Genomic DNA, 24095 nt, shown 5'->3' on the forward strand with positions numbered 1-24095 from the left:
TTTAGCGCCGATGGTACTTGGTGGGAAGCTGCCTGGGAGAGTAGGACGTAGCCGCGTAATCTTTTTTATTTTACGTGAATTGTATTGTGGTTGATATTTAGTTTGCGCTTGGGTCATAAAGCTGAGAAGATGCTTTAAATGACCACTTCGCTGCAAACTAAATATCAACCACTTTTTGTTGTGCGAAAATATAAAAGGATTGCGCTTGTAGGAAATGGGATTAAAATAAAATATAGGGAATAGGAAAAATATATTTAAAGATATCTATATTTGGATATAACTATACTTAGTTAAGATTCGAATAATAAATTTAAAGGAGATGATAGCTTTGAATAAGATTAAGGTTATGACCGTTTTTGGAACGAGGCCAGAGGCTATAAAAATGGCGCCTTTAGTAAAAGAACTCGAGAGCAGAGAAGAAATTGAAAGTATTGTATGTGTAACAGCTCAACATAGACAAATGTTAGATCAAGTTTTAGATATATTTAATATAACTCCAGATTTTGATTTGAATTTAATGAAAAACAATCAGACGCTAACATCTATAACAGTTAGTGCACTAGAAGGTATAGATGAGCTAATAAGAAAATCAAAGCCAGATATAGTTTTGGTACATGGAGATACGACAACAACATTGTCTGCTAGTTTATCAGCATTTTACAATAAATGTGATGTTGGTCATGTTGAGGCAGGACTTAGAACTTATAATAAATATTCTCCATATCCAGAAGAAATAAATAGACAAGTTACAGGCATTATAGCAGATATGCATTTTACTCCAACTAATACATCAAAAGAAAATTTAATAAAAGAAGGAAAGTGTAGTGATGATATTTATGTAACTGGAAATACGGCTATAGATGCTTTAAAAACAACTATCAAAAAAGGGTATAACAATAAAATATTAGATAAAATTAAAAGTGATAGAATGATTCTACTTACTGCTCACAGAAGAGAGAACTTGGGCAAAAATATAGAAAATATATTTAAAGCCATAAATAAGATTGTAAGCGAATTTAATGATGTTCAAGTAGTATATCCTGTACATTTAAACCCTAAAGTTAAAACTATTGCTGATGAGATTTTAGGTGATAATGAGAGAATACATTTAATAGAGCCTTTAAACGTTATAGATTTTCATAATTTTATGAGTAAGTCTTATTTAATAATGACTGATAGTGGAGGTATACAAGAAGAAGCCCCCTCTCTTGGAAGGCCAGTTTTAGTTCTTAGAGATACAACGGAAAGACCTGAAGGAGTAGAAGCGGGGACATTAAAATTAGTGGGAACAAATTCCAAAGATATATATGATACGGCAAAGGAATTGTTAATAGATAAAAAAAGCTATGAAAAAATGTCTAAAGCTTCAAATCCATATGGAGATGGTCTTGCAAGTAAGTACATCGTTGATAGCATAATAAAAAAATACTTGAATAAATAGGTAAAAGTGAATAAAAATAGTAAGTCCAATAAATAATTATAGTACAGACTAAATTGTTTAATTGGAGGAATTTTATGTATAGAGTTGTATTAAAGCGTATTAATACAGATTATCTGAACGAGAACATGATATTTGATTGTCAGTATATTGATTTTGATAGTTCAAAGTATAAGTTTGAAAATATAGTTATGAATAATTTTGTTATAAAAGACTTTGAAGTTAATAATGAAGATATAGCATTGATAAAAATAATGTAATAAGTGTGTAGTTATAACTACACACTTATTACATTATATGGACAATTTTAATAACAGGATTATAGCCGAAAGCATGTTCTTTTATATGGTATAATTACTTTATAAAGGAAGGGATAGTTTATGAATATTATAGTAAATGATATTTTAAATGATAGAAAAATTAATGATATTAAGGATAAATATATAGAGTTTGCAAATAAAGAGTCATATAAAACAAATAATGTTTTATTATTAGTACCAAACAACAAAATTAAATTTAAATATAACAAGTTAATAAATTTAAAGGTAAGTGAAGAAATAAATATTTCAACATACAACTCATTTTTAATAAAAGAAGTAGTGAAGTTTTGGCCAATTATACAGCAAAAATATAATAATATAATCAATCATAAAGTAAAACCATCTATTATAAATAGTAGTTTGAGCGATTATATTTTAAATAAAATAGTTAAAGAAAAAAGGACTGTAGAGGGATTTTTTAACGATATAACTGCATCTAACAGAAATATTGCAAGTAGTATTAGCTTTAATATAAATAAGGGATGTCAAAGTTTAATAGATTTAAATGATATAGGTAATAGAATTTATTACTCTAAACATAACCAAAGTAAGATGGATAGATTTTCATACAGTCAAATGCAAGGAATAATAAATGAGTACCTAGATTTATTATTAAAAAATTCAACTATGGATAATTCAATAGCAATTTATTTGTATAATGAATTTTTATTAAAAGATGAGGAATATGTAAATAACTTGAGAAGAAGAGTGAATTATTTAATAGTAGATAGTTTAGAAAACTGTACAGCAAGTGAAGTTGATTTTATAGATATATTGTTAGACAGTGTAAAAGAGTCATATATGTACATAAATCAGACGAAAGACTATGCTGCGTTTAATAATGTAGATATGAGATATATTAAAGACAAATTATTTAGTAAATGCAAGTTTATTAAAAATAGCGAAACAAGTGCAGTTAATATAAGTGAATTATTTAAATTAAATAAAGATATTGAATTAAATCAAAATATGCAATTATATAGTCAGATGCTAATTGAGGCTAGCAATAAAGTTGCAGAATTAATTAACAAGGGTTATAGAGCAAAGAATATAGCTATTATTTCACCAATAAACAATACTATTACAGAGTATGAAATAAAAAATACATTATTAAAAAATAACATAGGATTTTATAGCACAAAGCAAGATAAAAGAATAATTGATTATCCTTATGCACATGCACTAATGGTAGCTTCATGTATATTTTATGAATGTGAAGAACTTTTAAATAATGAAGATTATATTAGCTTTATAAGCCTTTTATTAAATACGAATAAAATTAGAGCTAAAAAAATATTAAGTAAAAAATTAGACTCAGATAAATATAATGAAATAATAAATTACATAAGAAGTAAGAAGTTAGATGATGTAAATATTTATGAATTTTTAATTAAATTTTATATTGATAAATTATTAGAACTTCCAAAAGGAAAAGAAAATGTGAAGATTTGTAAAAAGATAATTCAAGAAAGTGAGAATTTTACAGAGAATATATCTTTATTAGGAATAAATAATAATAAATCAAAGGAAAAAATATTTATAGAGGCACTAAAATCAAGCATAAAAGATTATTATACTTTACTAGAATTAGAAGATTTTAAAGATGAAGACTTAGTTGTATTGACTACTCCATATACTTACATATCTCATAATATGAAAAGTGATATACAAATTTGGTTGGATATAGGTAGTAACATGTGGAGTATGAAATCTGAAAAAGAAATAAGTAATGTACATGTTTTAAAAAAGTCTTTTATTGAAGGAAACATATATACTGATGATGTTGAAGAATTTTATAAAGAGTATTATTTAAACAATACAATATATAATCTTCTTTTAAATGCTGAAAAAGTATATGCATATAAAAGTGAATATACAGTAAATGGATACATACAAGAAGGAAGTTTGTATGGATTGATTTTAAAGTTAATAGATAAAGGTGATTTTAAAGTTAATAGATAAAGGTGATTTTAATGAAAATAAATTATAGAGAAGATCAAACACCTATAATAAATTATGAAGGTGGAACTATGGCGGTACCAGCAGTACCAGGAGCTGGAAAAACTTTTATAGTTACAAATTTAGTTGCGAAATTAATAAGTCAAGGCAAGCATAGACCAGGGAAAATACTAATACTTACTTATATGAATAGTGCAGTTAATAATTTTAAAGGTAGGATAGCAAAATTATTAGATGAAAAGGATATAGATGATAAAAATTCATATGAAGTAATGACTATTCATAGTTTGGCAGTAAAGATAATAAAAGAAAAGCCCGAAATTGTAATGTTAAGTGATGAATTTAGCATAGTTGATGACTTAAAGAAAAGCATTATATTAAATGAGAGTATAAATAACTTCAAAAATAACGGAGGAGAAAAAGCTTTTAATTTTTTTGTTAAAGAACAGAGAGATGAAGAATGGAGAAATAGATGTTTAGAGTCATGGAACCAAGGTTTTTTTGATTTAGTTACAAACTCTATAAGCGAGTTAAAATACAAGGATATTTCACCAGAAAAACTAGAAAATATAATTTTAAATGGGCATAAAGGAATATTAAAATGTATTTTACCTATATACAAAGACTATGAAAGAAAGTTGAAAAACAATGGATTATTAGATTATGATGATATTTTGATATTAGCATATAAAGCACTTAGCAGTGATGAAGATTTAAAAATTAAGTTTCAAAAGCGATATTCATATATATTTGAAGATGAATGTCAGGACTCAAATGAACTTCAAGGAAAAATAATAAAACTATTATCCGAAGATAATAATAATTTAGTTCGTGTTGGAGATGTAAACCAAAGTATAAATGGAACATTCTCATCATCAGATCCAATGTTTTTTAAGCAGTTTATGGAAGAAGCTGATAGTTGTTACAAAATGGATATGTCTAACAGAAGTTCTAAAGACATTATCGAATTATCAAACAGACTAGTAAAATTAATTACAAAAGAATTTTATTTAGAAGAGTGTAAAAGTGCGCTAGAAGATATGGAAATAAAAACAGTCCCAGATGGTAAGGGATACAAAGAAAATCCTAAACCTGATAAATATTTACTGAATGCAAAATGGTATGAAACATGGGAAAAAGAAATAGTACAAACTGTAAAGTTTGTAGAGTATATAAAAGCTAATACGCCAGATAAAAGTATAGGTATATTGGTTCCATTTAATAATCAAGTAAGGGAAGTAGCTCAAGTTTTGGAAACTCATAACTTAGAGTTTGATGAACTAGGACCAAACTCATCACATAAAAGGAAGATAATAAATAACATAGGTTATATAATTGATTTTTTATCTCAGTGTGATAGTACAGAAAAATTAATTAATGTTTTAGAAAAAGTGTATATAAATTCTGATAATAAAATAGGTAAAGATGAGTTTTTATGTAAATTAAAAAAATATGAAAGTGAAGATATAATATATGACACAGAAACAGTTATAGAAGATATTGTTATAGATAATAGAGATGAAATATATTTAACCTTTAAAAAAGGGATAGAATATTTAAAAAATATAATAGAGTATGAATCTATAAAATTAGATGAGCTAATATTGATAATTGGTGAAAATATAGAAATATCAGATGAAGAAAAGGCTATGGTAGAGTATATAGCATTTTATGTTAGATACCTAATACTTGATAATCCAAATACAAGCTTATACGATATATCAAAAATACTTTTAGATGATAGAAATAGAGTATTTAATTACATAAGTGAAATAATATATGAAATAAATGGATATGAACCTAAGCCAGGAGGAATTACTGTTTGTACATACCATAAGTCAAAGGGTATGGAATGGGATGTTGTATTTTTACTTGATTTAACAGAATTTAAATTTCCAGCAGATATAAAACAAAAATTCCAGGGAGAATTATGGTATTTAAAAGATAAATATAAAAATCCAGTAGCTATAGCAAAATCTGAGGTTGAGTCAATAGTAACTGGTGATGCCCCTAAGGATTTTATGTACAAGCATAAAATAGATATAATAAATGAAAAAATAAGATTATTATATGTGGGGATAACAAGGGCAAAAGAAATGTTGATGTTATCAGGACATAGTTATAAAGATAATACAACAAATAAAAAGCAACAACAAAAACCATCTTTTTATTTTAATAGCTTAGGTAGATTTATAAAAGTTAAGAGAGGTGATATTGTTGAATAAAAAATTAGAGAATTTCTTGTTTAGTCAAAACTCTATAAATACTTATAGAAGTTGCCCATTAAAATTCAAATTTAAATATGTAGACAAATTAAATTGGAAACAAGATGATGAAGGAAGTAGAGATTACTATGAAAATCTTAAATTAGGTTCAGATTTCCATTTAATATGTGAGAGGTATTTTAGTAATATACCAACGGGAATAGAATTTTTAAATAATGAAGAATTCAATATATGGTTAGAAAAAATTAAAAGATTGATACCTATAAAAGATGATAAGTTATATCTTCCAGAGTATGAGGTTAGATATAGTTTGAATAATTTTAAAATACAGGCTAAATTTGATTTAGTTGTAGTAGATAAGGATAGTATAAGTATCTGGGATTGGAAAACAGAAAATAGAAAGATAGAATATAAAGATGTAGAAAATAGAATTCAAACTTTAGTTTATTTATTTTTAGCAAGTGAAACTATTGGTAAAATATATAATTTAGATATAGATTATGAAAATATAAAATTAAGTTATTATCAGCCAGAGTATTATAATGAGCCTATAACAATTAAATATAGTAATGAAAAACATAACATAAATAAAAAACAATTAGAAAACTATATAGGAAATATATTAAATACAAATTACGATGAAGAAAAAAATATAAAAAATATTAAACACTGCAAGTTTTGTGAGTTTAATAAATTATGCAATAATGAAGCTGTAAACTATAGCACATTGGAGGAAGAAATATATGAGCCTTAGATTTATATTTGGAAGAGGCGGGAGTGGGAAAACAACATATTGTTTAGAAGAAATTTCTAAGCAAGTTCTTGATGATGGAACATCCCCTATAATACTGCTAGTTCCAGAACAATATACATTTGAAAGTGAAAAAAGACTAAGTAATTATTTAAAAAAAGATCCATACCTTAGAGCTAGAGTACTTAGTTTTAAAACATTAAGTAACATAGTATTTTCTCAGGTTGGAGGATTAACAGATATAAATATAAATGCTAGTGGTAGATCTATGATGATTTATAAAGCGTTAGAAGGGGTTAGTGAAGACCTTGAAATATTTTCAAAGGCAGCATCTCAACCGGGATTTATAGGTACAATAGCTGATATGATATCAGAGCTTAAGCAATATAGTATTTCTCATGAATCTTTAGAAAATATAGCTGGAGAAGTACAAAGTGAAACACTTAAACTAAAACTTCAGGATATAAGTAAGATATATGCTAATTATGAAAACATACTACATGAAAATTATATAGATTCACAAGATTTATTAGCATCGTTAGCGGATAAGATAGAAAGTTGTAATTACTTTGACAATGCAATAATTTACATTGATGAATTTACAGGTTTTACTCCAAATCAATATAGAGTAATAAAGAGTTTGCTACATAAAGCTGCAGAAGTAAATGTAACTTTGACATTAGATAACAACTTAGTTAAGACTTATAATAAGACAGATGTTTTTTCTCGTACTAAATTTACAGAAGAGAAATTAAAGAAATTATGCTTAGAATCAGGAGTTAGAATTAAGCCTGAAATAAGTTTAAATGCAAGCAAAATAAAAAGATTTGAAGGAAACAAAGAATTAGAACATCTTGAAAGAAATTACTATTCATATCCTTATAAAATATATGAAGAGGAGACAGAAAGTATAGCTATAAAAGAGTTTAGTAACTTATACTCAGAAGTAGAGCAAATAGCTAAAGAAATAGTATTTTTAGTTAGAGATAAAAAAGCAAGATATAGAGATATAACGGTAGTAACTAGAGATTTAAATAGATACGACTTTTTAGTTCAATCTATATTTAATGAATATGAAATACCTAATTTTATAGATAGTAAAAAAGAAGCTAAAAGTAATCCTATTATAGTTTTGATAATAGCAGCATTAGAAATGCAAAATAGGAGATATAACTATGAAACTATGTTTAGATATTTAAAAAGTGGTCTTTTAGGAATAAGTATAGAAGATATTAGTTTAATAGAAAATTATGTTTTAGCAAATGGAATAAAAGGTAAAAGATGGTTTGAAGAAAAGTGGAATTATAGAGTATATCATAAATTAAATGAAGATGAGAATGACTATGAAATAGATATAATAAATAGAGTTAATGAGATTAAAGATTTAATAATAAAACCTATAATTAAATTACAAGAAAAACTAAAAGGAAAAAATAAAGCAAAAGATATATGCAAATATATATATGAATTTTTATTAGATATAAATATACCTAACACTATACAAATAATGATTGATAAATTTAAAGAAAATAATGAGATAGATTTAGCTAATCAGTATGCTCAGGTTTGGGAGATTGTTGTTGATATACTAGACCAAATAGTAGAGATTATGGGTGAGGATACGATAAACTTAGATAAATTCATAAAAGTAATAAGTATTGGTTTTGATGAGTATGAATTAGCAACAGTACCTCCAAGTCTAGATCAGGTTTTAGTAAGTAGTGTAGACAGAATGAAAAACCCAAATACAAAACATTTATATTTAATGGGAACTACAGATGGAATTTTTCCACTAATATCAAAAGATGATGGAATATTAAATGACAATGATAGAAAAAATTTAGGAGATAATGGAGTGGAGGTTGATATTGACAGTAAAACTAAAACATTTGAAGAACAATTTTTAGTTTATAGAGCGTTAACCTCAACTAAATGTTCATTAACAGTTACATACCCAATTGCTGATCATGAAGGAAAAACATTAAGACCATCGATAATAGTGTCTAGACTTAAAAAGATATTTCCAAATATAAAAAATACAAGCTATTTAAGTGATGTAAAATATTGTTCAAGTGAAGAAATAGTAGAAAATATAACTACTAAAGCACCTGTATTTAATGAACTTATAAAAGCTATAAAAGAATTTGAAGAAGAAAAATATATAGATTCTGTGTGGTTAGATGCATACAAATACTTCATACAAAATGATGACTATTACATTAGAGCAAAAAATATAATAGAAGGTTTAAATTACACAAATCAAGTTAAGCAGATAGAAAGTGAAAAAATAAGAGCATTATATGACAATAAAATATTCAGTGTTTCTAGGCTAGAAAAATATGCTCAATGTCCATTTGCTTATTTTATACAATATGGGCTAAAAGCAAAAGAAAGAAAAGAATTTGAATTTACTCCTCCTGATTTTGGAACATTTGTCCATAATATATTAGATAAGTTTTCAAAACAGTTATCTAAAGATAATTTAGACTGGAGAGAGATAACAGATGAATATATAGTAGAAAAAGTAACTATAATAGTGGATGATTTAATAGCTAAGATACCGGGATATATATTACAAAGTTCAGCAAGATATAAGTACTTGGCATATAGATTAAGAAATATGCTTGTCTCAGCTATATCTATTATAAGTAATCAAATTAAAAAAGGATCATTTGATCCTGCAGACTATGAAGTAGAGTTTGGAGGAAAGGGTAAATATCCACCTATTAAAATTATTTTAGAAAATGGAGAAGAGATAAACTTAATAGGGCAAATAGATAGAGTAGATATGTTTGAAGATGGGCAAGAAAAATATATAAGAATTGTAGATTACAAATCTGGGAATAAAGATATGAGTCTTACGGATGTATATCATGGATTACAGCTACAGTTATTAGTTTATCTAGATGCAATATTAGAAAGTGCTAAATATAATGATGGAGATATAAATCCTGCTGCTATACTTTATTTTAAAATAGATGATCCTATTATTAAATCTAATGAAGATAAAGAAGATGATAGTATAAGAGAAGAAATACTGAAGAAGCTTAAAATGAAAGGTCTTGTATTAAAGGATAGCAATATAATTAGAAAGATGGACAATACATTACCTGAAGGAGAAAAAGCAACATCATTAGTTATACCAGCGTCTATAAACAAAGATGGAACTATTTCAAAAAACACATCAGGTGTAAATGAAGAAGAGTTTTCAATACTTAGAAAATATGTAAAACATACAATTAAAGAGTTAAGCAAAAATATGCTTGAAGGACATATTGGAATAGCTCCATATAAGACTAAAGAATCAACATCTTGTGATTTTTGCAGTTTTGCAACTATATGTTTATTTGATAGTACATTTAAAGACAATAGTTATAGAATTATAAACAAAAAAAGCCAAGATGAAATAATTAATAAAATGAGAGGAGAGGTTGAATAATGAGTTCTCCTAAGTGGACAGACGAACAACAAGCTGTAATAGATAGCAGAAATTGTAATCTTCTAGTAGCAGCTGCTGCAGGTTCAGGGAAAACAGCAGTACTAGTTGAACGTATTATACAGATAATAACAGATACTAAAAAGCCAGTAGATATAGATAAATTATTAGTAGTTACATTTACAAATGCAGCTGCTTCAGAAATGAGAGAGCGTATAGGAGATGCCATAGCTAAGGCATTAGATAAAAATCCTGAAAATAGCCATTTACAAAATCAATTAGTTTTATTAAATAGAGCAAGCATTACAACTATACATTCATTTTGTTTAGATGTAATAAAATCAAATTTTCATAAAATAAATATAGATCCTAACTTTAGAATAGGAGATCAAACAGAATGTTCTCTTTTAAAGCAAGAATGTATAGAAGAAATTTTTGAACAATACTATGAATCAAGAGATAAGGGATTTTTAAATTTAGTGGAAAGCTATGCAGAAAAAAGAGGAGATAAAGATTTACAAGATATAATATTATCTATATATAACTTCTCAATGGCATCACCATACCCTAAAAAATGGTTAGAAGATTCAGCTGAATTATTTAATATAAATGATGATTTTGATTTTTCAAATTCAATATGGTCAGAATCAATATTAAGTAATGTAAAAATAGAGATAGATGGAATAGCATCTAGTATGAAAAGTGCGATTGAATACGTAGATGGAATTGACGAATTAGAAACTTATAAGGAAAAATTAAATATAGAGTATTCTCAAATATTAAATATATTAAGTGCATGTAATGAAGGTTGGGATAAGACATATTACTTTATGAGCAATATGCAATTTGAAAACTTCGCAAAAGGAGTTAAAAGATTAGGAAAAGATACCCCTGACTACATAAAAAGAGCAAGAGAAAATGCTAAATCTATAAGAGATAAAAATAAAAAATCATTAGAGAGTATAATAGGATCAACTTTTTATAAAAGTAATGAACAGATTTGTCATGAAATAAAGTATTTATATCCAGTTGTAACTTCTATTTCAAACCTTATAATATCGTTTGAAGAAAAGTATCAAGAAAAGAAAAGAGAAAAAGGAATTATAGATTTTAATGATATAGAGCATTTTGCATTAGCTATATTAACAGATGAAGATGAAGATGGAAATATAATACCATCAGATGTAGCTAAGATATATGTAGAAAAATTCTCAGAGATATTTATAGATGAATATCAAGATAGTAACTTGGTTCAAGAAGTTTTATTAAGTACTATCGCTAGGATTGAAAATCCAAATCGATTTATGGTTGGAGATGTAAAACAAAGTATATACAGATTTAGACAAGCAAAACCAGAAATATTTTTAGAAAAATATGCAACTTACGATACAGAAGAAGGTACTAAAAATAGAAAGATAATGTTATATAAGAACTTTAGAAGTAGGAAAGAAGTTGTAGATTGTGCGAACTATATTTTTGAAAATATAATGAGTAAAAATATAGGTGAAATCGAATATAGCGAAAAAGAAAGATTAAATTTAGGAGCAAGCTTTAAAGAGTGTGAAGAAGAAAATGTGTTAGTGGGAGGACCTGCCCAAATACATTTAATACAAAAAAATATTAAAGCTAAAAATGAATCAGATGAATCTGAGGAGAATGAGGAAGAACAAGAAGAAATAGATAACATACAATTAGAAGCTAGAATGTTAGGAAATATAATCAAAAACTTAATGAAACCCAATGAAGATGGGAAGGTAACAAAAGTTTATGATAAAAAAATTGATGGATATAGAAATGTAGAATTTAAAGATATAGTAATACTATTGAGAGCAACATCTAGTTGGGCACCTGTATTTGTTGAAGAGCTAATGAATATGGATATACCTACATATGCAGATACAGGTATTGGATACTTTGATACTATAGAGATAAAAACAATACTAGCATTACTTCAAATAATTGATAATCCAATGCAAGATATTCCTTTAATTGCAGTATTGAAGTCACCTATGTTTGGGTTTACACCAGAAGAGCTAATTGATATAAGAATAGAAGATAGACAGAAAAGTTTTTATGAAACTTTACAAATAGCAGGTAGTAAAGATGGAGATTTAGGTAAAAAAATAAAATATTTCTTAGATAGATTAGATAATTTTAAAAATAAATCACTTTATATGAGTACCGATGAATTTTTATGGTACATATACATAGAAACTGGTTATTATGCATATGTAGGAGCACTACCAGCAGGAACACAAAGACAAGCTAATTTAAAAGTATTATTTGAAAGAGCTAAGCAATTTGAATCAACAAGCTTTAAAGGAATTTTCAATTTTATAAACTTTGTAAAGAAATTAAAGAGATCGAACTCTGATATGGGAAGTGCTAAAACATTAGGAGAAAATGCAAATGTAGTAAGAATCATGAGTATACATAAGAGTAAAGGGCTAGAGTTTCCTGTAGTTATATGTGCAGGAATGGGTAAAAATTTCAATACTCAAGATTTTAGAAAAGACATTCTATATCACCATAGATTAGGGTTTGGCCCTCAGCTAGTAGATTATGAGAGAAGAATATCATATCCTAGTATAGCGAAAGAAGCATTAAAAACAACTATAAACATGGAAAACTTATCAGAAGAAATGAGAGTTTTATATGTTGCATTTACACGACCTAAAGAGAAGTTAATCATAACAGGTTCGGTAAGAGATATAGAGAGCAGCATAAAAAAATGGTCTGAAGATCTAGATAATGAGGGACCTGTTTCAGAATATCAAATTTTAAAAGGAAAGAACTTTTTAGATTGGATAATGCCTGCAGTTATAAAGCATAAAGACTTAGATGAACTACGCAGTATAATTGAATTAGACGCTAATTACTTAAATAATCATGAATCAAATTGGGAAACTAGAATATGGGAAAGATCGGATATATTAATAGAAAAGACTTCTAATGATGAAGAGGAAAGCATAGATACAATTTTATCTAATTTAGATATGAGCGAAAATGAAAGTGAATTCTATGAAGATATTAAATATAAGCTAGATTATAAATATCCATTCATGGAATCTGTGAATAGGGCAGGAACTATATCTGTTACTGAAATAAAACGATTAGAAAATAAAGCAGAGATTGATTATAGTGCTCAAGAATTAATTGAAAATCAAACTGAAATAAAAACTCCGTTATTTATACAAGAAGATGTAAGTAAAAATAAATTAACTGGAGCTCAAAAAGGTACTATAATGCATTTATTCATGCAAATTGTTGATTTAACTAAAGTGAGCAATTTAAATGAAATTAATGAAGAAATTAATTTAGCTGTAAAAAAGAAAGTATTAACACAAACTCAGGCAGATACTATAAATCCATATAAAGTATTAAAGTTTTTTAAATCTAATTTAGGAAAGAGAATGTTAAATTCTTATTATTTAAAAAGAGAACAAGCTTTCTATTTACAAATAAACATGAGTGATATATTCAAAAATGATGATAGAGTAGAAATTATAGAAAATGAAGATAAACTTATGGTAAGAGGGATAATAGATGCTTATTTTGAAGAAAATGATGAACTTGTTATAGTAGATTATAAAACTGACTTTGTAAATGAAGAAAATAAAGATACTATTACAGAAAAATATACTAAACAGCTTGAAATATACAGTAGGGCGTTGAGTACATTAACAGGCAAGAAAGTTAAAGAAGCATATATATACTTATTTGGAACTGAGGAAGAAGTTTTATATAAGTTTGATTAATAAAAAAGGTGCGATGGTTTTATAAAACCATCGCACTTTTTTATTAGGGGAGAGATATAAAATTATATTTTTCGTATACTATAATTATTTACAAATTTAAGATTTATATACAGAAAAAAATAAAAAATTTGCTTCGCTTGAGCGACTACGTCTGCTAAACACTTCATGTCGCTCAAATTTCATGTCGTCAACGTCCACTCGATAAACTCGTGTCTCGTTACTCAAACGACTTCGTACGTTGCTCAAAAATCTTTTTTACGCTCAAAAAATATAGGATTGATATAACTAAGTTTCATAAGTTATCCATAGATTTTTAGTAATCATAATTTTAATAAGCGTAAAAAAATCACCTATACAAGGGGGGTATAGGTGATAATGGGGGGATAAAAATTATTTATTTTCCGATCATATTTTAATTATTAACAACCATTTGATTATTATTCATAGTTATTAAGTTTTTTTTATTAAGAAAGGCTATTAACTTCCTTTCTTAATTTTAATATATTCATAAAAAGAATATTTGTTACTATTTTCAACATAAATTAATAAATTTCTTATTATTTAGTTTTTATATTTAGTTAAATCAAAGTTAGCAGCAAATTCTTCAAATCCAACTCTATCTATATATGCTCCTAAACGTTCTTTGTTATTTGCATTGTCTGAATACAAGTTAACTATATCATCTACTAAATCTAAAACTTTTTCATCAGGTATACCCATGACAAGTCTATCTCCTAGTCTAGGAATTGTACCACCTTTGCCACCTACGAAAACAGTCCAGCCTTTTGGAGTACCCATTAATCCAATATCTCTAGTATGATTGTCGGCACAACTATTAGGACATCCACTCACACCTATTTTTAACTTGTTTGGTAAATTCATTCCATGATATCTATCATCTAATTTTAAACCTATACTTACTGAATCTTTAAAACCTCTTTTACAAAAAGATGTTCCAGGACATGTTTTAATACTTCGTACACATAAGCCTATAGCAGCTCCAGGTTTCATGCCTAGATCTTGCCATGCAGAATCAATGTCATTCTCTTCAAGTCCAACTAGTGCTATACGTTGAGCAGCTGTTATTTTTATAGCTTTAGCATTATACTTATCGGCAACATCGGCGAGCTTTCTAAGTTGGTCAGAAGTTATCAAACCAGCAGGAACATGAGGAGCAATTGCATAAGTTTTTTTATCCCTTTGAAGGACTGCACCTTTATCTAATAAATCTTTCATAATTACCTCCTAAATACGTATTTAAAAATATTATATGGATATATAAAAAAAATATAAGATATATGATATTTTTTAATTTAATGAACAATATATATAAGTGAAGGTTATTATTTGTATTAATAAATAAGCTTATACTTTATGCAAGTTTTTCCAGGCGAAATTTCCAAATTTTAAAATACTATGATATAATTATTGTAATAAATAAAAAGTATAAATTTAGGAGTGTGGTAAAGATTGGATTCGACCGGTGGTAATACTATTATTCAAATAGTGATGCTAGTAATTTTGCTAATAGGATCAGGTTTCTTCTCAGCATCAGAAACAGCTTTGATGTCCCTTAGTAGAATTAGAATTAGACATATGCAAGAAGAAGGAGTAAAGGGAGCAAAATTAGTTGGGAAATTAACTGAAGATTCAGGTAAACTTTTAAGCTCAATATTAGTGGGGAACAATGTTGTTAATATAGCGGCAACATCTATATCAACATCATTATTTATAAGTATACTGGGGACACAAGGTGTTGCAGTAGCAACTGCTTTAATGACTATATTAGTTTTAATTTTTGGAGAAATAACACCAAAGACAATAGCAGCTAATAACTCAGAAAAAATAGCTATATTAGTTTCAAAACCTATAAAGGTAATCATATTAATTTTAACGCCAGTAGTATGGGTATTTAACATAATTACAAATATTATATTTAAAATATTTGGAATTAAGTCTAAATCAGGGCAACCATATATAACAGAAGAAGAATTAAGAACTATGGTCAATGTGAGTCAAGAAGAAGGCGTTTTAGAAATAGAAGAAAGACAAATAATAAATAATGTATTTCAATTTGGAGATATGCAGGCTAAGGAAGCTATGGTTCAAAGACTTGACATGGTATGTATAGATGCAGACGATGGGTATAAAGAGATAATAAACTTATTTAAAGAAGAACAATTTAGTAGAATGCCTGTATATGAAGAGTCAGCAGACGATATAATTGGAATAGTTAATATAAAAGATATTATATTTTTAGAGGAAGATGAAATAGCTAATTTTGATATAAGAAATTATGTCAGAGAGGCATTTTTTACTTATGAGTTTAAAAAGATAACAGAGTTACTTGAAGAAATGAAAAAAGATAAGAGTCAAATGGCCATAGTTGTAGATGAGTATGGTGGGACTGCAGGACTTATAACAATAGAAGACTTAGTCGAAGAAATTGTTGGTGAAATAGAAGATGAATACGACGAAGATGAATCGGATATTGAAGTGATAAAAGAAGATGAATATATAATAGATGGTAGTAAAAAAATATCAGAGGTAAATGAACTTATAGGAACAAATTTAGAATCGGAAGAATTTGATTCTATTGGTGGATTTATAATTGGTCATTTAAAAAGACTTCCAGAGGAACATGAAGTTATCGAAGTCGATGGTGTTAAACTTTGTATAGAGAGTCTAGATAAAAATAGAATAAAGAAAATAAGAGTATTTACATAAGGTGTCATTTTGGCACCTTATTTTTTTATAAATAAAGAATTTATACACAAATTTAACAATTTATTACAAAGACTTTATTTGATAAATTTCAAAGAAAGTATTATAATTAAAACGTATTCATTTAATTACAATAGGGTGGATTAAAGAAACGAATTAGAATATATGGAGGGACTTTAAAGTGAAAGAAAAAGTACTTGAAAGATTTTTAAAATATGTGGCATTTGATACAACTGCAGATCCAAAAAACTCAAATTGTCCATCAAGCGAAGGGCAAAGAGTATTTGCTAAATATTTAGTTGAAGAATTAAAAGGATTAGGGCTTGAAGATGCAAATGTTGATGAAAATAGCTATGTAATGGCTACATTAAAAGGAAATGTAGAAGGAGTTCCTACTATAGGATTTATATCTCACTTAGATACAGCTCCAGACGTAACTGGAAAAGATGTAAAGCCTAGAATAATAGAAAACTATGATGGAAAAGATATAGTTTTAAATGAAGAATTAAATGTAGTTACATCAACTAAAGATTATCCAGAAATGAAAACTTTAGCTGGACAAGATATAATAGTTACAGATGGTACTACTTTACTAGGAGCAGATGATAAAGCTGGTATAGCTGAAATCGTAACTGCAATAGAATACTTAGTAAATAATCCAGAAATAAAACACGGGGATATAAAAATAGGATTTACTCCAGATGAAGAAGTAGGTAGAGGAGCAGATTTATTTGACGTTGAAAAATTTGGAGCAAAATATGCATACACTATAGATGGTGGTATACTTGGAGAGCTTCAATATGAAAACTTCAATGCAGCTGCAGCTACTATAACTATACAAGGTAGAAACGTACATCCAGGTAGTGCAAAAAATAAATTAGTTAATGCATTACATATAGCAGCAGAAATATCTGAGATGTTCCCTGCTAGCGAAAGACCAGAAACTACTGAAGGATATGAAGGTTTCTATCATTTAAATGATATAAATGGTAATGTTGAAAGTGCTACTATGATATATATAATAAGAGATCATGATAAAGCTAAGTTTGAAGAAAGAAAAGCATTCATGACATCTGCAATAGAGAAAATAAACGAGAAGTATGAAGGAAGAGTAAAATTAGATTTAAATGACCAATACTACAATATGAAAGAAAAAGTAGAACCAGTTAAATTTGTAGTAGATATAGTTGAAGAAGCTATGAAAGAAACTGAAATAGCACCTTTAATAGTACCTATAAGAGGTGGAACTGATGGAGCTAGATTATCATTCATGGGATTACCTTGTCCAAACATATTTACTGGAGGATTAAACTTCCACAGTAAAAATGAATGTATATCAGTTCAAGCTATGGAAAAAGGAGCTAACTTAATAGTTAAGATAGCTGAAAAATACACTGAAGTAAAATAATAAACAATGAATAAAAATGAACTCTATACTAGTATAGAGTTCATTTTTTATTTATTATAAATTTATAATTTCATTTGAGTTTATATCAATTAGATTTATATCTAAATCTAATTCATGAGAACTTTCTAGCATATCTATAATTGCAACTGAATGAGAACCATCTTTTGGAATAGAAGTACTTCCAGGATTTATAACTATAAGATTTTCATCAATAAAAAGCTCTTTTACATGAGTATGGCCAAGTATTAAAATATCAGCACCCATAGATTTTGCCTTTTTTATAGTTTCTTCTTTAGAATCTACATATCCATGATTTATTAATATTCTAGCTTCTCCAAATTGACTTAAAACATAAGGTCCTTGTATAGGATGTTTTATAACCATTTGGTCTACATCTGCATCACAATTCCCGCGAGCTATAAGTATATTATCTAATTCATTTATTTTAGATATAACACCTTTAGGGTTGTATCCATCAGGTAAATCATTTCTAGGACCATGGTATAAAACATCTCCAGCATGAAGTATAATATCACATTCAGATAAAGTATCTAAAGCTTTCTCAAAATAAAGTAAGCTACCATGTGTATCGCTCATTACACCTATTTTCATAAAATTAACCTCCTAAATATTATAAAAATTTTTCAGAGACTCTGCTCCAAAATTCATAGTTATCGAGTCTAACTAATTTAACAAATACGTCTGATGTAGTAATTGATATGCTTGTTATTCTTTCGAATCTATGCTCAACTCCATCAACGACTATTAATAAAGAATCTTCAAATCTATACTCTGGCAAAATGCCAATTAATGCATCATGAGGAAATATAATACTAGAAGTAAAGCACCTATATGCATTAGTATTTATAGGGTGTAGAGGAGTTAACTGCATAAGTTTTAAGCTAGGATCAACTATACTACCGCCAGCAGCATAGTTATAAGCTGTTGAACCAGTTGGTGTAGAAATTAATAGCCCATCTCCACTAAAGTTTTGAATATCTTTATTATTGACATTTAAGTTAAGATGTATAGTTCTAGATTTATCTCCTTTTATGACAACATCATTGACCGCAAACATATCTATACAGCTTCCTTTTGTACATATAGTTGCTTGTACAAGAGGTATATCTTGTAGTATAAAGTTACCTTTTTTATAATCATCAATAAATTTATCAATAAAATTAGGATATACATCGGTAAAAAAACCTAGATGACCAGTATTTATACCTAAAATAGGTATTTCAGGAAAATCGAAGTCATGAACAGTTTTTAAAAAAGAACCATCACCGCCAATTGATATTATAAGCTCAGCCGCACCATCAAAAGTATAGCTTACGTTAAAGCCAGCACAAATTAGTTTTTCAGTTAGTACATCTCTTGTTTTAATAGATAGATCTAATGAATTTGAGTTTATTATTATCGTTCTTTTCATATCCCCACCTCTTTACATTTGTATTATAACATAATTTAAAAATTAATTGATAACTTAGTAAAATATGTAATGGATAAATAAAAAGTCTTATCTATTATGCAAAAATAGTATAAAATAGATAATGTTATTATAATTGAAAGTAGGTGTAAATTTGTTCAAAAAAGAAGAACAAAGATATGATGTTATAGCTTACACAAGTGAGGAAAATGCAACTTTAAAAGAAATATTATTAGATAAGTTGAATTTCTCAGTAAGATCTTTATCAAAAATGAAAAGAAACCAAAGTGTTTTAGTAAATGGTACGTTTAAAAAGCCAAGTACTACTATAGAAAAAGGTGACCTAATAGAGGTTAAAATAGAAGAAGATATGGCAAATTTTATGCCTCAAGACTTAAATTTGGAAGTGATTTATGATGATTTTGACTTAATAATGGTAAATAAGCCTCCATTTATAGTTGTACATCCAACAAAGAGTCACAATATAAATACAATTGCAAATGGAATTACAGATTATATAATTAAACGAAATGAAAAAGTTAAAATAAGATTTGTAAACAGATTAGATATGAATACATCAGGATTAGTAATAGTAGCTAAAAATGCATATGCTCATTATACTCTATCTAAAGATATGAGTGATGATAAGGTAATAAAAAAATATATAACCATTGTAAAGGGAATTGTAAAAGATGATTTTGGGACTATAAATGAGCCTATATATAGACCTGGTGAAGATAGTATAAAAAGAGTCATTGATGATAAAGGTCAAGAATCAGTTACTCATTACAAAGTTTTAGAAAGATTAAATGATGCCACTGTACTAGAAATTAAACTAGAAACGGGTAGAACTCATCAAATAAGAGTTCATATGAGCCATATTGGTCATGGTATAATTGGAGATGAACTATATGGATATGTAGATGAAGAATTAATAAATAGACAAGCTTTACATGCTTATAGTCTAGAGTTTAATCAGCCAAGAACAAAAGAAAGTTTAAAATTCAAAGCGGAAATTCCACAAGATATGAAAGAGTTAATAGAAAAATTAAGATAGAGGTGAAATTATGATAATACATAAGTTTATAGTACATGTACTAGATAAAAATAGTGAAGTTCCTATATTAAATGATTTTGAGGGGAAAATAAGTCAAGAAGTTGATAAATTTTTCCAAAAAATAATTAAAAGGGTTAGTAAAGATGATGATTTAAGAAAAGGTATCTTTAAAGATTACGAAAATAACATAGTTAAAAATTGTTGTGAGCAAATAATCTATGATGAAAATACATTTTTAGAAAATTCAAAAGAGATAGCTGCATATTTATTTGATACAATGAAAATAAATGCAGAGTTAGAGTCATGTGATTTAGCTATATGCTTATATACTGTGAAAGATGAAAAGTATGTAGGTATATTAAAATTAGATTACAAAAGATTATATACTCATTCTATAGAGTTTGTAGATGATAAATTCAATATACAAATGGTTCCAAATGAAATAGGAATACCAGAGACACAAAGACAAAAGCAATGTGCAATAGTAGGCTTAACTGGAATGAATGATGAATATCACTTAAGACTTTTAGATAAGGATGCAGAAAAGGAAGAGTTAGAATCTAAATTTATAAGTGAATTCTTAAATGCTGAGAAAATTGTTGATGATAAACACAAAACTAAGGTATTTAAAAATAGTGCAGAAACATGGATAACTAATGCACTAGCTAATGATATAAAACAAGCAGAAGACGTAAGAAGTGTATTAAACTATACTTTAAAAGAAAAAGAAGAAATAGATTTAAATGATTTTGTAGAAAAAACAATTGATAATACAGACTTAAAAGAAAGCTTCAAAGAGCATATGGAAGATAAAGGTTTAGAAAAATCTTTTAGTATTGATAAGCAGTGGGTAGAAAAAAAATTAAAGAAAAGAAGTATAAAGACTGATACTGGATTTGATGTAAGAGGAGAACTAAGTAATTTTGAAGATCCGATGAAGTATAGTGTAAAACAAAATCCAGATGGAAGTATTGATATAACTATAAAAAATGTTAAGTTTTATGAGGAAAAATAAATAAAAAAACCGAGTTTAAAAACTCGGCTTTTTTTTATTTATGCTCTTCTATAAAAGAGCAAATATCACCTATACAAGTAAACTTTTCAGCAGCTTCATCAGGAATTTCTATTCCAAATTCATCTTCTAAAGCCATTATAACTTCAACAGCATCTAAAGAATCAGCCTCCAAATCTTCAGTTAAAGATGTATTTAAAGTGATACTATCTAGATTATCAATACCTAGTTGATCAGCGATTATTTCCCTAACTCTTTCAAACATAATAAACCTCCTAATAAATAAATTCATAATTTAATTGTAGTTTAATATAAGAAGTGAAATTTTTCAATATTAAATTATATAAATTTTAGAATAATATAGTAAAACAAGCATATATATTTTATAAAGAAAACATAGGAGGAATGATTATGAAATATATAGGTTTATTAGCATCATCTGTATGCGTTGTAGTTGTGTTACTAATAAACTCATATTACAGTATCATAAACTTAGATATCCAAAAGATAAGTTCGTATGTAGTAGAAAGTAATATGATTCTAGAAGACATTATAACTAAAGAAGAGAATGTTCCAAAAGATAATAAAGAGTACATAGATAGACTTCAAAATTTAAAAAAATGTATAGAGGACACAAAGACATCTTTTTTTACAAGTAAATATAAAGATTATAGAATTAAATCAGTAGAAAGCATGATTGAAAGTATATCTAATGATAAGAAAAATAATGAACATTTAAATATGGTGAAAAAATATAATGAGCTATCAGAAAAAGAGCTGGATAGTATATTAGAGAAAAATTTTTTCGAAGTAACATACTTATATACCCTAGCATATGAATAATTAAGAGAAACTATAGGTTTCTCAACATTGAAAAGGGGGTAACCATATGTCAAAACTAGATAATCTTTTAAGAAGTTTTGGATGTGGATGCAATTCATCCTTTGGAGGTTCAAGTTTATTAATAATAGCTGTTGTTGTATTCTTATTATTATGTACTGACCTACTTGACAACTTTTTCTGCGATGATAATTCATGGATATGGATAATACTTGTAATCCTTTTATTATTCAATTTTGATGATGGATGTTGCTAAAAAAAGCTCCGATAGGAGCTTTTTTTATTACTAAATATAAAAAAATAAATTTATATAAAAATAAAATTGTATAGTAACCGTTTTTTTCAATTCCCATAGTATAAATTAAGTGCATAATACATTTGAGATAAGACTTCTGAAATTTTAATATGGGTTAGCTAATAAGTGAATAAAATTTTAGCAATCCAAAAAACAGGGGGTATATATGGGCAGTTTAAGTAGAATATTTGGATCAGGTGGATTCTTTAGTGGAGGAGCATGGTGGATAATAGTATTATTCTTCCTATTCTTAGCTTTTCAAGAGTGCTTTGCAGAGATATGCATAACTGACTGGATTCCATTTTTAATATTACTTCTTATTGTTTGTTCATGTGGAATGGATGGATGCGGAGAGGACTTCGACTGTGGTTGTTAATTAAAAGGGGGAAGGCTACCTATATTAGGTAGCCTTTTTAGTATTTAAAGTGATTAAAAAAATACTATTAAAAAATTATAAAATTATTATCAAAAAGTAAAGGCTATGCATAGTATATGTTAAGAGCGAAAGCTCAAATAATTAATCATCAACAGGAGGTAACACAATGTTAGATAGACTATTTGGTGAAGATGGATGTTTTGGAGGAGCATGGTGGATAATCGTACTATTCTTCTTATTCTTAGCATTTGGTGACTGCTGGGAAGAACTAGATATATGTGCATGGATACCATTCTTAATAGTTTTATTAATATTATGTAGTTGTGGTGGATTCTTCTAGTTCACTATAAAAAATTAAGACAATTTCACTATAAAAAATTAAGACAATACTAGAAATAGACAACAGGAGGTAACAAAATGTTAGATAGATTATTTGGTGGAGAAGATTTTGGATGTGGATGGATAATAATAGTATTATTCTTCTTATTCTTAGCATTTGGAGATTGTTGGGCAGAACTAGATATATGCGCATGGATACCATTCTTAATAGTACTTTTAATCTTATGTAGCTGTGGAGAATGCTTCTAACAATCGATTTAAATAACTAGTATATAAAGTATATACAGAGAAAAAAATAAAAGTAACCAATATAAAGATAAATTCATATTATATAAAATAGCTAGCTAATAAAAATTAACTAGCATTATAACTAAATGAGTTCAATTAGGAGGTAAATTTATGTTAGACAGATTTTTTGGTAACGATGGATGTTTCGGCGGAGGAGCATGGTGGATAATAGTATTATTCTTCCTATTCTTAGCATTTGGAGAAACTTGGGCAGAGATAGACGTATGTGCATGGATACCATTCTTAATATTATTATTAATAGCTTGTTCATGTGGAGGATTCTTTGATGGTGACGATGGATGTGGATGCTGCTAATCACTGAATGACTAAATACAAAAATAACACGCCAGTAATTAACTGGCGTGTTATTTTTTGTCGAAATATATTTAAAATGTTTAAAAGTTATGATAAAATTAATTTTTACAAAGACTTAAGAATAG

The 24095-nt window shown here is 27.3% G+C and carries 21 protein-coding genes; 17 read left to right on the forward strand and 4 right to left on the reverse strand.

Features of this window, described 5'->3' with window-relative positions; translation table 11 throughout:
- Positions 1–328 precede the first annotated feature (328 nt).
- The 7 genes from wecB (at position 329) to addA (ending at position 13887) form a co-directional block, all read left to right on the forward strand.
- Complete coding sequence (gene wecB, locus GFJ41_RS05980) at positions 329–1441, forward strand: non-hydrolyzing UDP-N-acetylglucosamine 2-epimerase (RefSeq protein WP_306343044.1); 1113 nt, start codon at positions 329–331, stop codon at positions 1439–1441.
- Positions 1442–1515: 74 nt separating this feature from the next.
- Positions 1516–1698, forward strand: a complete 183-nt coding sequence (locus tag GFJ41_RS05985; RefSeq protein WP_035114690.1) for a hypothetical protein — start codon at positions 1516–1518, stop codon at positions 1696–1698.
- Positions 1699–1818: 120 nt separating this feature from the next.
- Positions 1819–3720, forward strand: coding sequence for a hypothetical protein (locus GFJ41_RS05990; protein WP_170074901.1), 1902 nt, complete (start codon positions 1819–1821; stop codon positions 3718–3720).
- An 11-nt stretch (positions 3721–3731) separates the two neighbouring features.
- Complete coding sequence (locus tag GFJ41_RS05995; RefSeq protein WP_170074902.1) at positions 3732–5942, forward strand: ATP-dependent helicase; 2211 nt, start codon at positions 3732–3734, stop codon at positions 5940–5942.
- On the forward strand, positions 5935–6696 hold the full coding sequence (locus GFJ41_RS06000; protein ID WP_024619984.1) for a PD-(D/E)XK nuclease family protein: 762 nt from the start codon (positions 5935–5937) through the stop codon (positions 6694–6696). Before GFJ41_RS05995 ends, GFJ41_RS06000 begins: the two co-directional genes overlap by 8 nt.
- Entirely contained in the window at positions 6686–10132 is a 3447-nt protein-coding gene (gene addB / locus GFJ41_RS06005) for a helicase-exonuclease AddAB subunit AddB (protein WP_035114682.1), read from the forward strand. The genes GFJ41_RS06000 and addB overlap by 11 nt, the downstream gene beginning before the upstream one ends.
- Positions 10132–13887, forward strand: a complete 3756-nt coding sequence (gene addA, locus GFJ41_RS06010) for a helicase-exonuclease AddAB subunit AddA (RefSeq protein WP_170074903.1) — start codon at positions 10132–10134, stop codon at positions 13885–13887. The genes addB and addA overlap by 1 nt, the downstream gene beginning before the upstream one ends.
- 561 nt (positions 13888–14448) lie before the next feature.
- Here addA and GFJ41_RS06015 read toward each other — a convergent pair.
- The gene (locus tag GFJ41_RS06015; RefSeq protein ID WP_206001520.1) at positions 14449–15123 is read right to left on the reverse strand and encodes a ferredoxin-like domain-containing protein; all 675 of its coding nucleotides are present in this window, start codon (positions 15121–15123) and stop codon (positions 14449–14451) included.
- A gap of 273 nt (positions 15124–15396) precedes the next feature.
- On the opposite strand from GFJ41_RS06015, the gene GFJ41_RS06020 reads away from it, so the two are divergent.
- Both GFJ41_RS06020 and pepT read left to right on the forward strand, forming a co-directional pair.
- On the forward strand, positions 15397–16614 hold the full coding sequence (locus GFJ41_RS06020) for an HlyC/CorC family transporter (RefSeq protein WP_035114814.1): 1218 nt from the start codon (positions 15397–15399) through the stop codon (positions 16612–16614).
- 178 nt (positions 16615–16792) lie between these two features.
- The gene (pepT, locus tag GFJ41_RS06025; RefSeq protein ID WP_021428641.1) at positions 16793–18019 is read left to right on the forward strand and encodes a peptidase T; all 1227 of its coding nucleotides are present in this window, start codon (positions 16793–16795) and stop codon (positions 18017–18019) included.
- A 54-nt stretch (positions 18020–18073) separates the two neighbouring features.
- Here the strand turns inward: pepT and yfcE are convergent, their stop codons facing one another.
- Together yfcE and GFJ41_RS06035 are read right to left on the reverse strand one after the other, a co-directional pair.
- Positions 18074–18631, reverse strand: a complete 558-nt coding sequence (gene yfcE, locus GFJ41_RS06030; protein ID WP_021428624.1) for a phosphodiesterase — start codon at positions 18629–18631, stop codon at positions 18074–18076.
- Positions 18632–18650: 19 nt separating this feature from the next.
- Positions 18651–19451 (reverse strand): NAD(+)/NADH kinase, encoded by an 801-nt coding sequence (locus GFJ41_RS06035; protein ID WP_021428657.1) that lies wholly within the window; start codon positions 19449–19451, stop codon positions 18651–18653.
- 151 nt (positions 19452–19602) lie between these two features.
- Here GFJ41_RS06035 and GFJ41_RS06040 point away from each other — a divergent pair, with 151 nt between their 5' ends.
- Both GFJ41_RS06040 and GFJ41_RS06045 read left to right on the forward strand, forming a co-directional pair.
- On the forward strand, positions 19603–20505 hold the full coding sequence (locus GFJ41_RS06040) for an RluA family pseudouridine synthase (protein ID WP_170074904.1): 903 nt from the start codon (positions 19603–19605) through the stop codon (positions 20503–20505).
- Positions 20506–20515: 10 nt separating this feature from the next.
- Entirely contained in the window at positions 20516–21520 is a 1005-nt protein-coding gene (locus tag GFJ41_RS06045; protein WP_021428623.1) for a nucleoid-associated protein, read from the forward strand.
- Between the two features lie 34 nt (positions 21521–21554).
- On the opposite strand, the gene acpP is transcribed toward GFJ41_RS06045, so the two are convergent.
- A complete protein-coding gene (gene acpP / locus GFJ41_RS06050; protein WP_021432008.1) occupies positions 21555–21782 on the reverse strand; it encodes an acyl carrier protein in 228 nt (75 codons plus the stop codon).
- Between the two features lie 146 nt (positions 21783–21928).
- On the opposite strand from acpP, the gene GFJ41_RS06055 reads away from it, so the two are divergent.
- The 6 genes from GFJ41_RS06055 (at position 21929) to GFJ41_RS06080 (ending at position 23970) form a co-directional block, all read left to right on the forward strand.
- Entirely contained in the window at positions 21929–22360 is a 432-nt protein-coding gene (locus GFJ41_RS06055; protein ID WP_035114673.1) for a hypothetical protein, read from the forward strand.
- Between the two features lie 46 nt (positions 22361–22406).
- Positions 22407–22613, forward strand: coding sequence for a hypothetical protein (locus GFJ41_RS06060; RefSeq protein ID WP_021428628.1), 207 nt, complete (start codon positions 22407–22409; stop codon positions 22611–22613).
- Between the two features lie 205 nt (positions 22614–22818).
- Positions 22819–23028 carry a hypothetical protein gene (locus GFJ41_RS06065; RefSeq protein WP_021428588.1) on the forward strand — a complete coding sequence of 70 codons (210 nt, stop codon included), beginning with the start codon at positions 22819–22821 and terminating at the stop codon, positions 23026–23028.
- A gap of 166 nt (positions 23029–23194) precedes the next feature.
- The gene (locus GFJ41_RS06070) at positions 23195–23368 is read left to right on the forward strand and encodes a hypothetical protein (protein ID WP_114543482.1); all 174 of its coding nucleotides are present in this window, start codon (positions 23195–23197) and stop codon (positions 23366–23368) included.
- 77 nt (positions 23369–23445) lie between these two features.
- Positions 23446–23616: a hypothetical protein gene (locus GFJ41_RS06075; protein WP_021428601.1), complete on the forward strand. Its 171-nt coding sequence runs from the start codon at positions 23446–23448 to the stop codon at positions 23614–23616.
- Between the two features lie 150 nt (positions 23617–23766).
- On the forward strand, positions 23767–23970 hold the full coding sequence (locus GFJ41_RS06080; protein ID WP_021428594.1) for a hypothetical protein: 204 nt from the start codon (positions 23767–23769) through the stop codon (positions 23968–23970).
- The last annotated feature ends 125 nt before the right edge of the window (positions 23971–24095 follow it).

This window comes from Paraclostridium dentum (genome assembly GCF_012922555.1).
Classification (GTDB): Bacteria; Bacillota; Clostridia; order Peptostreptococcales; family Peptostreptococcaceae; genus Paraclostridium; species Paraclostridium dentum.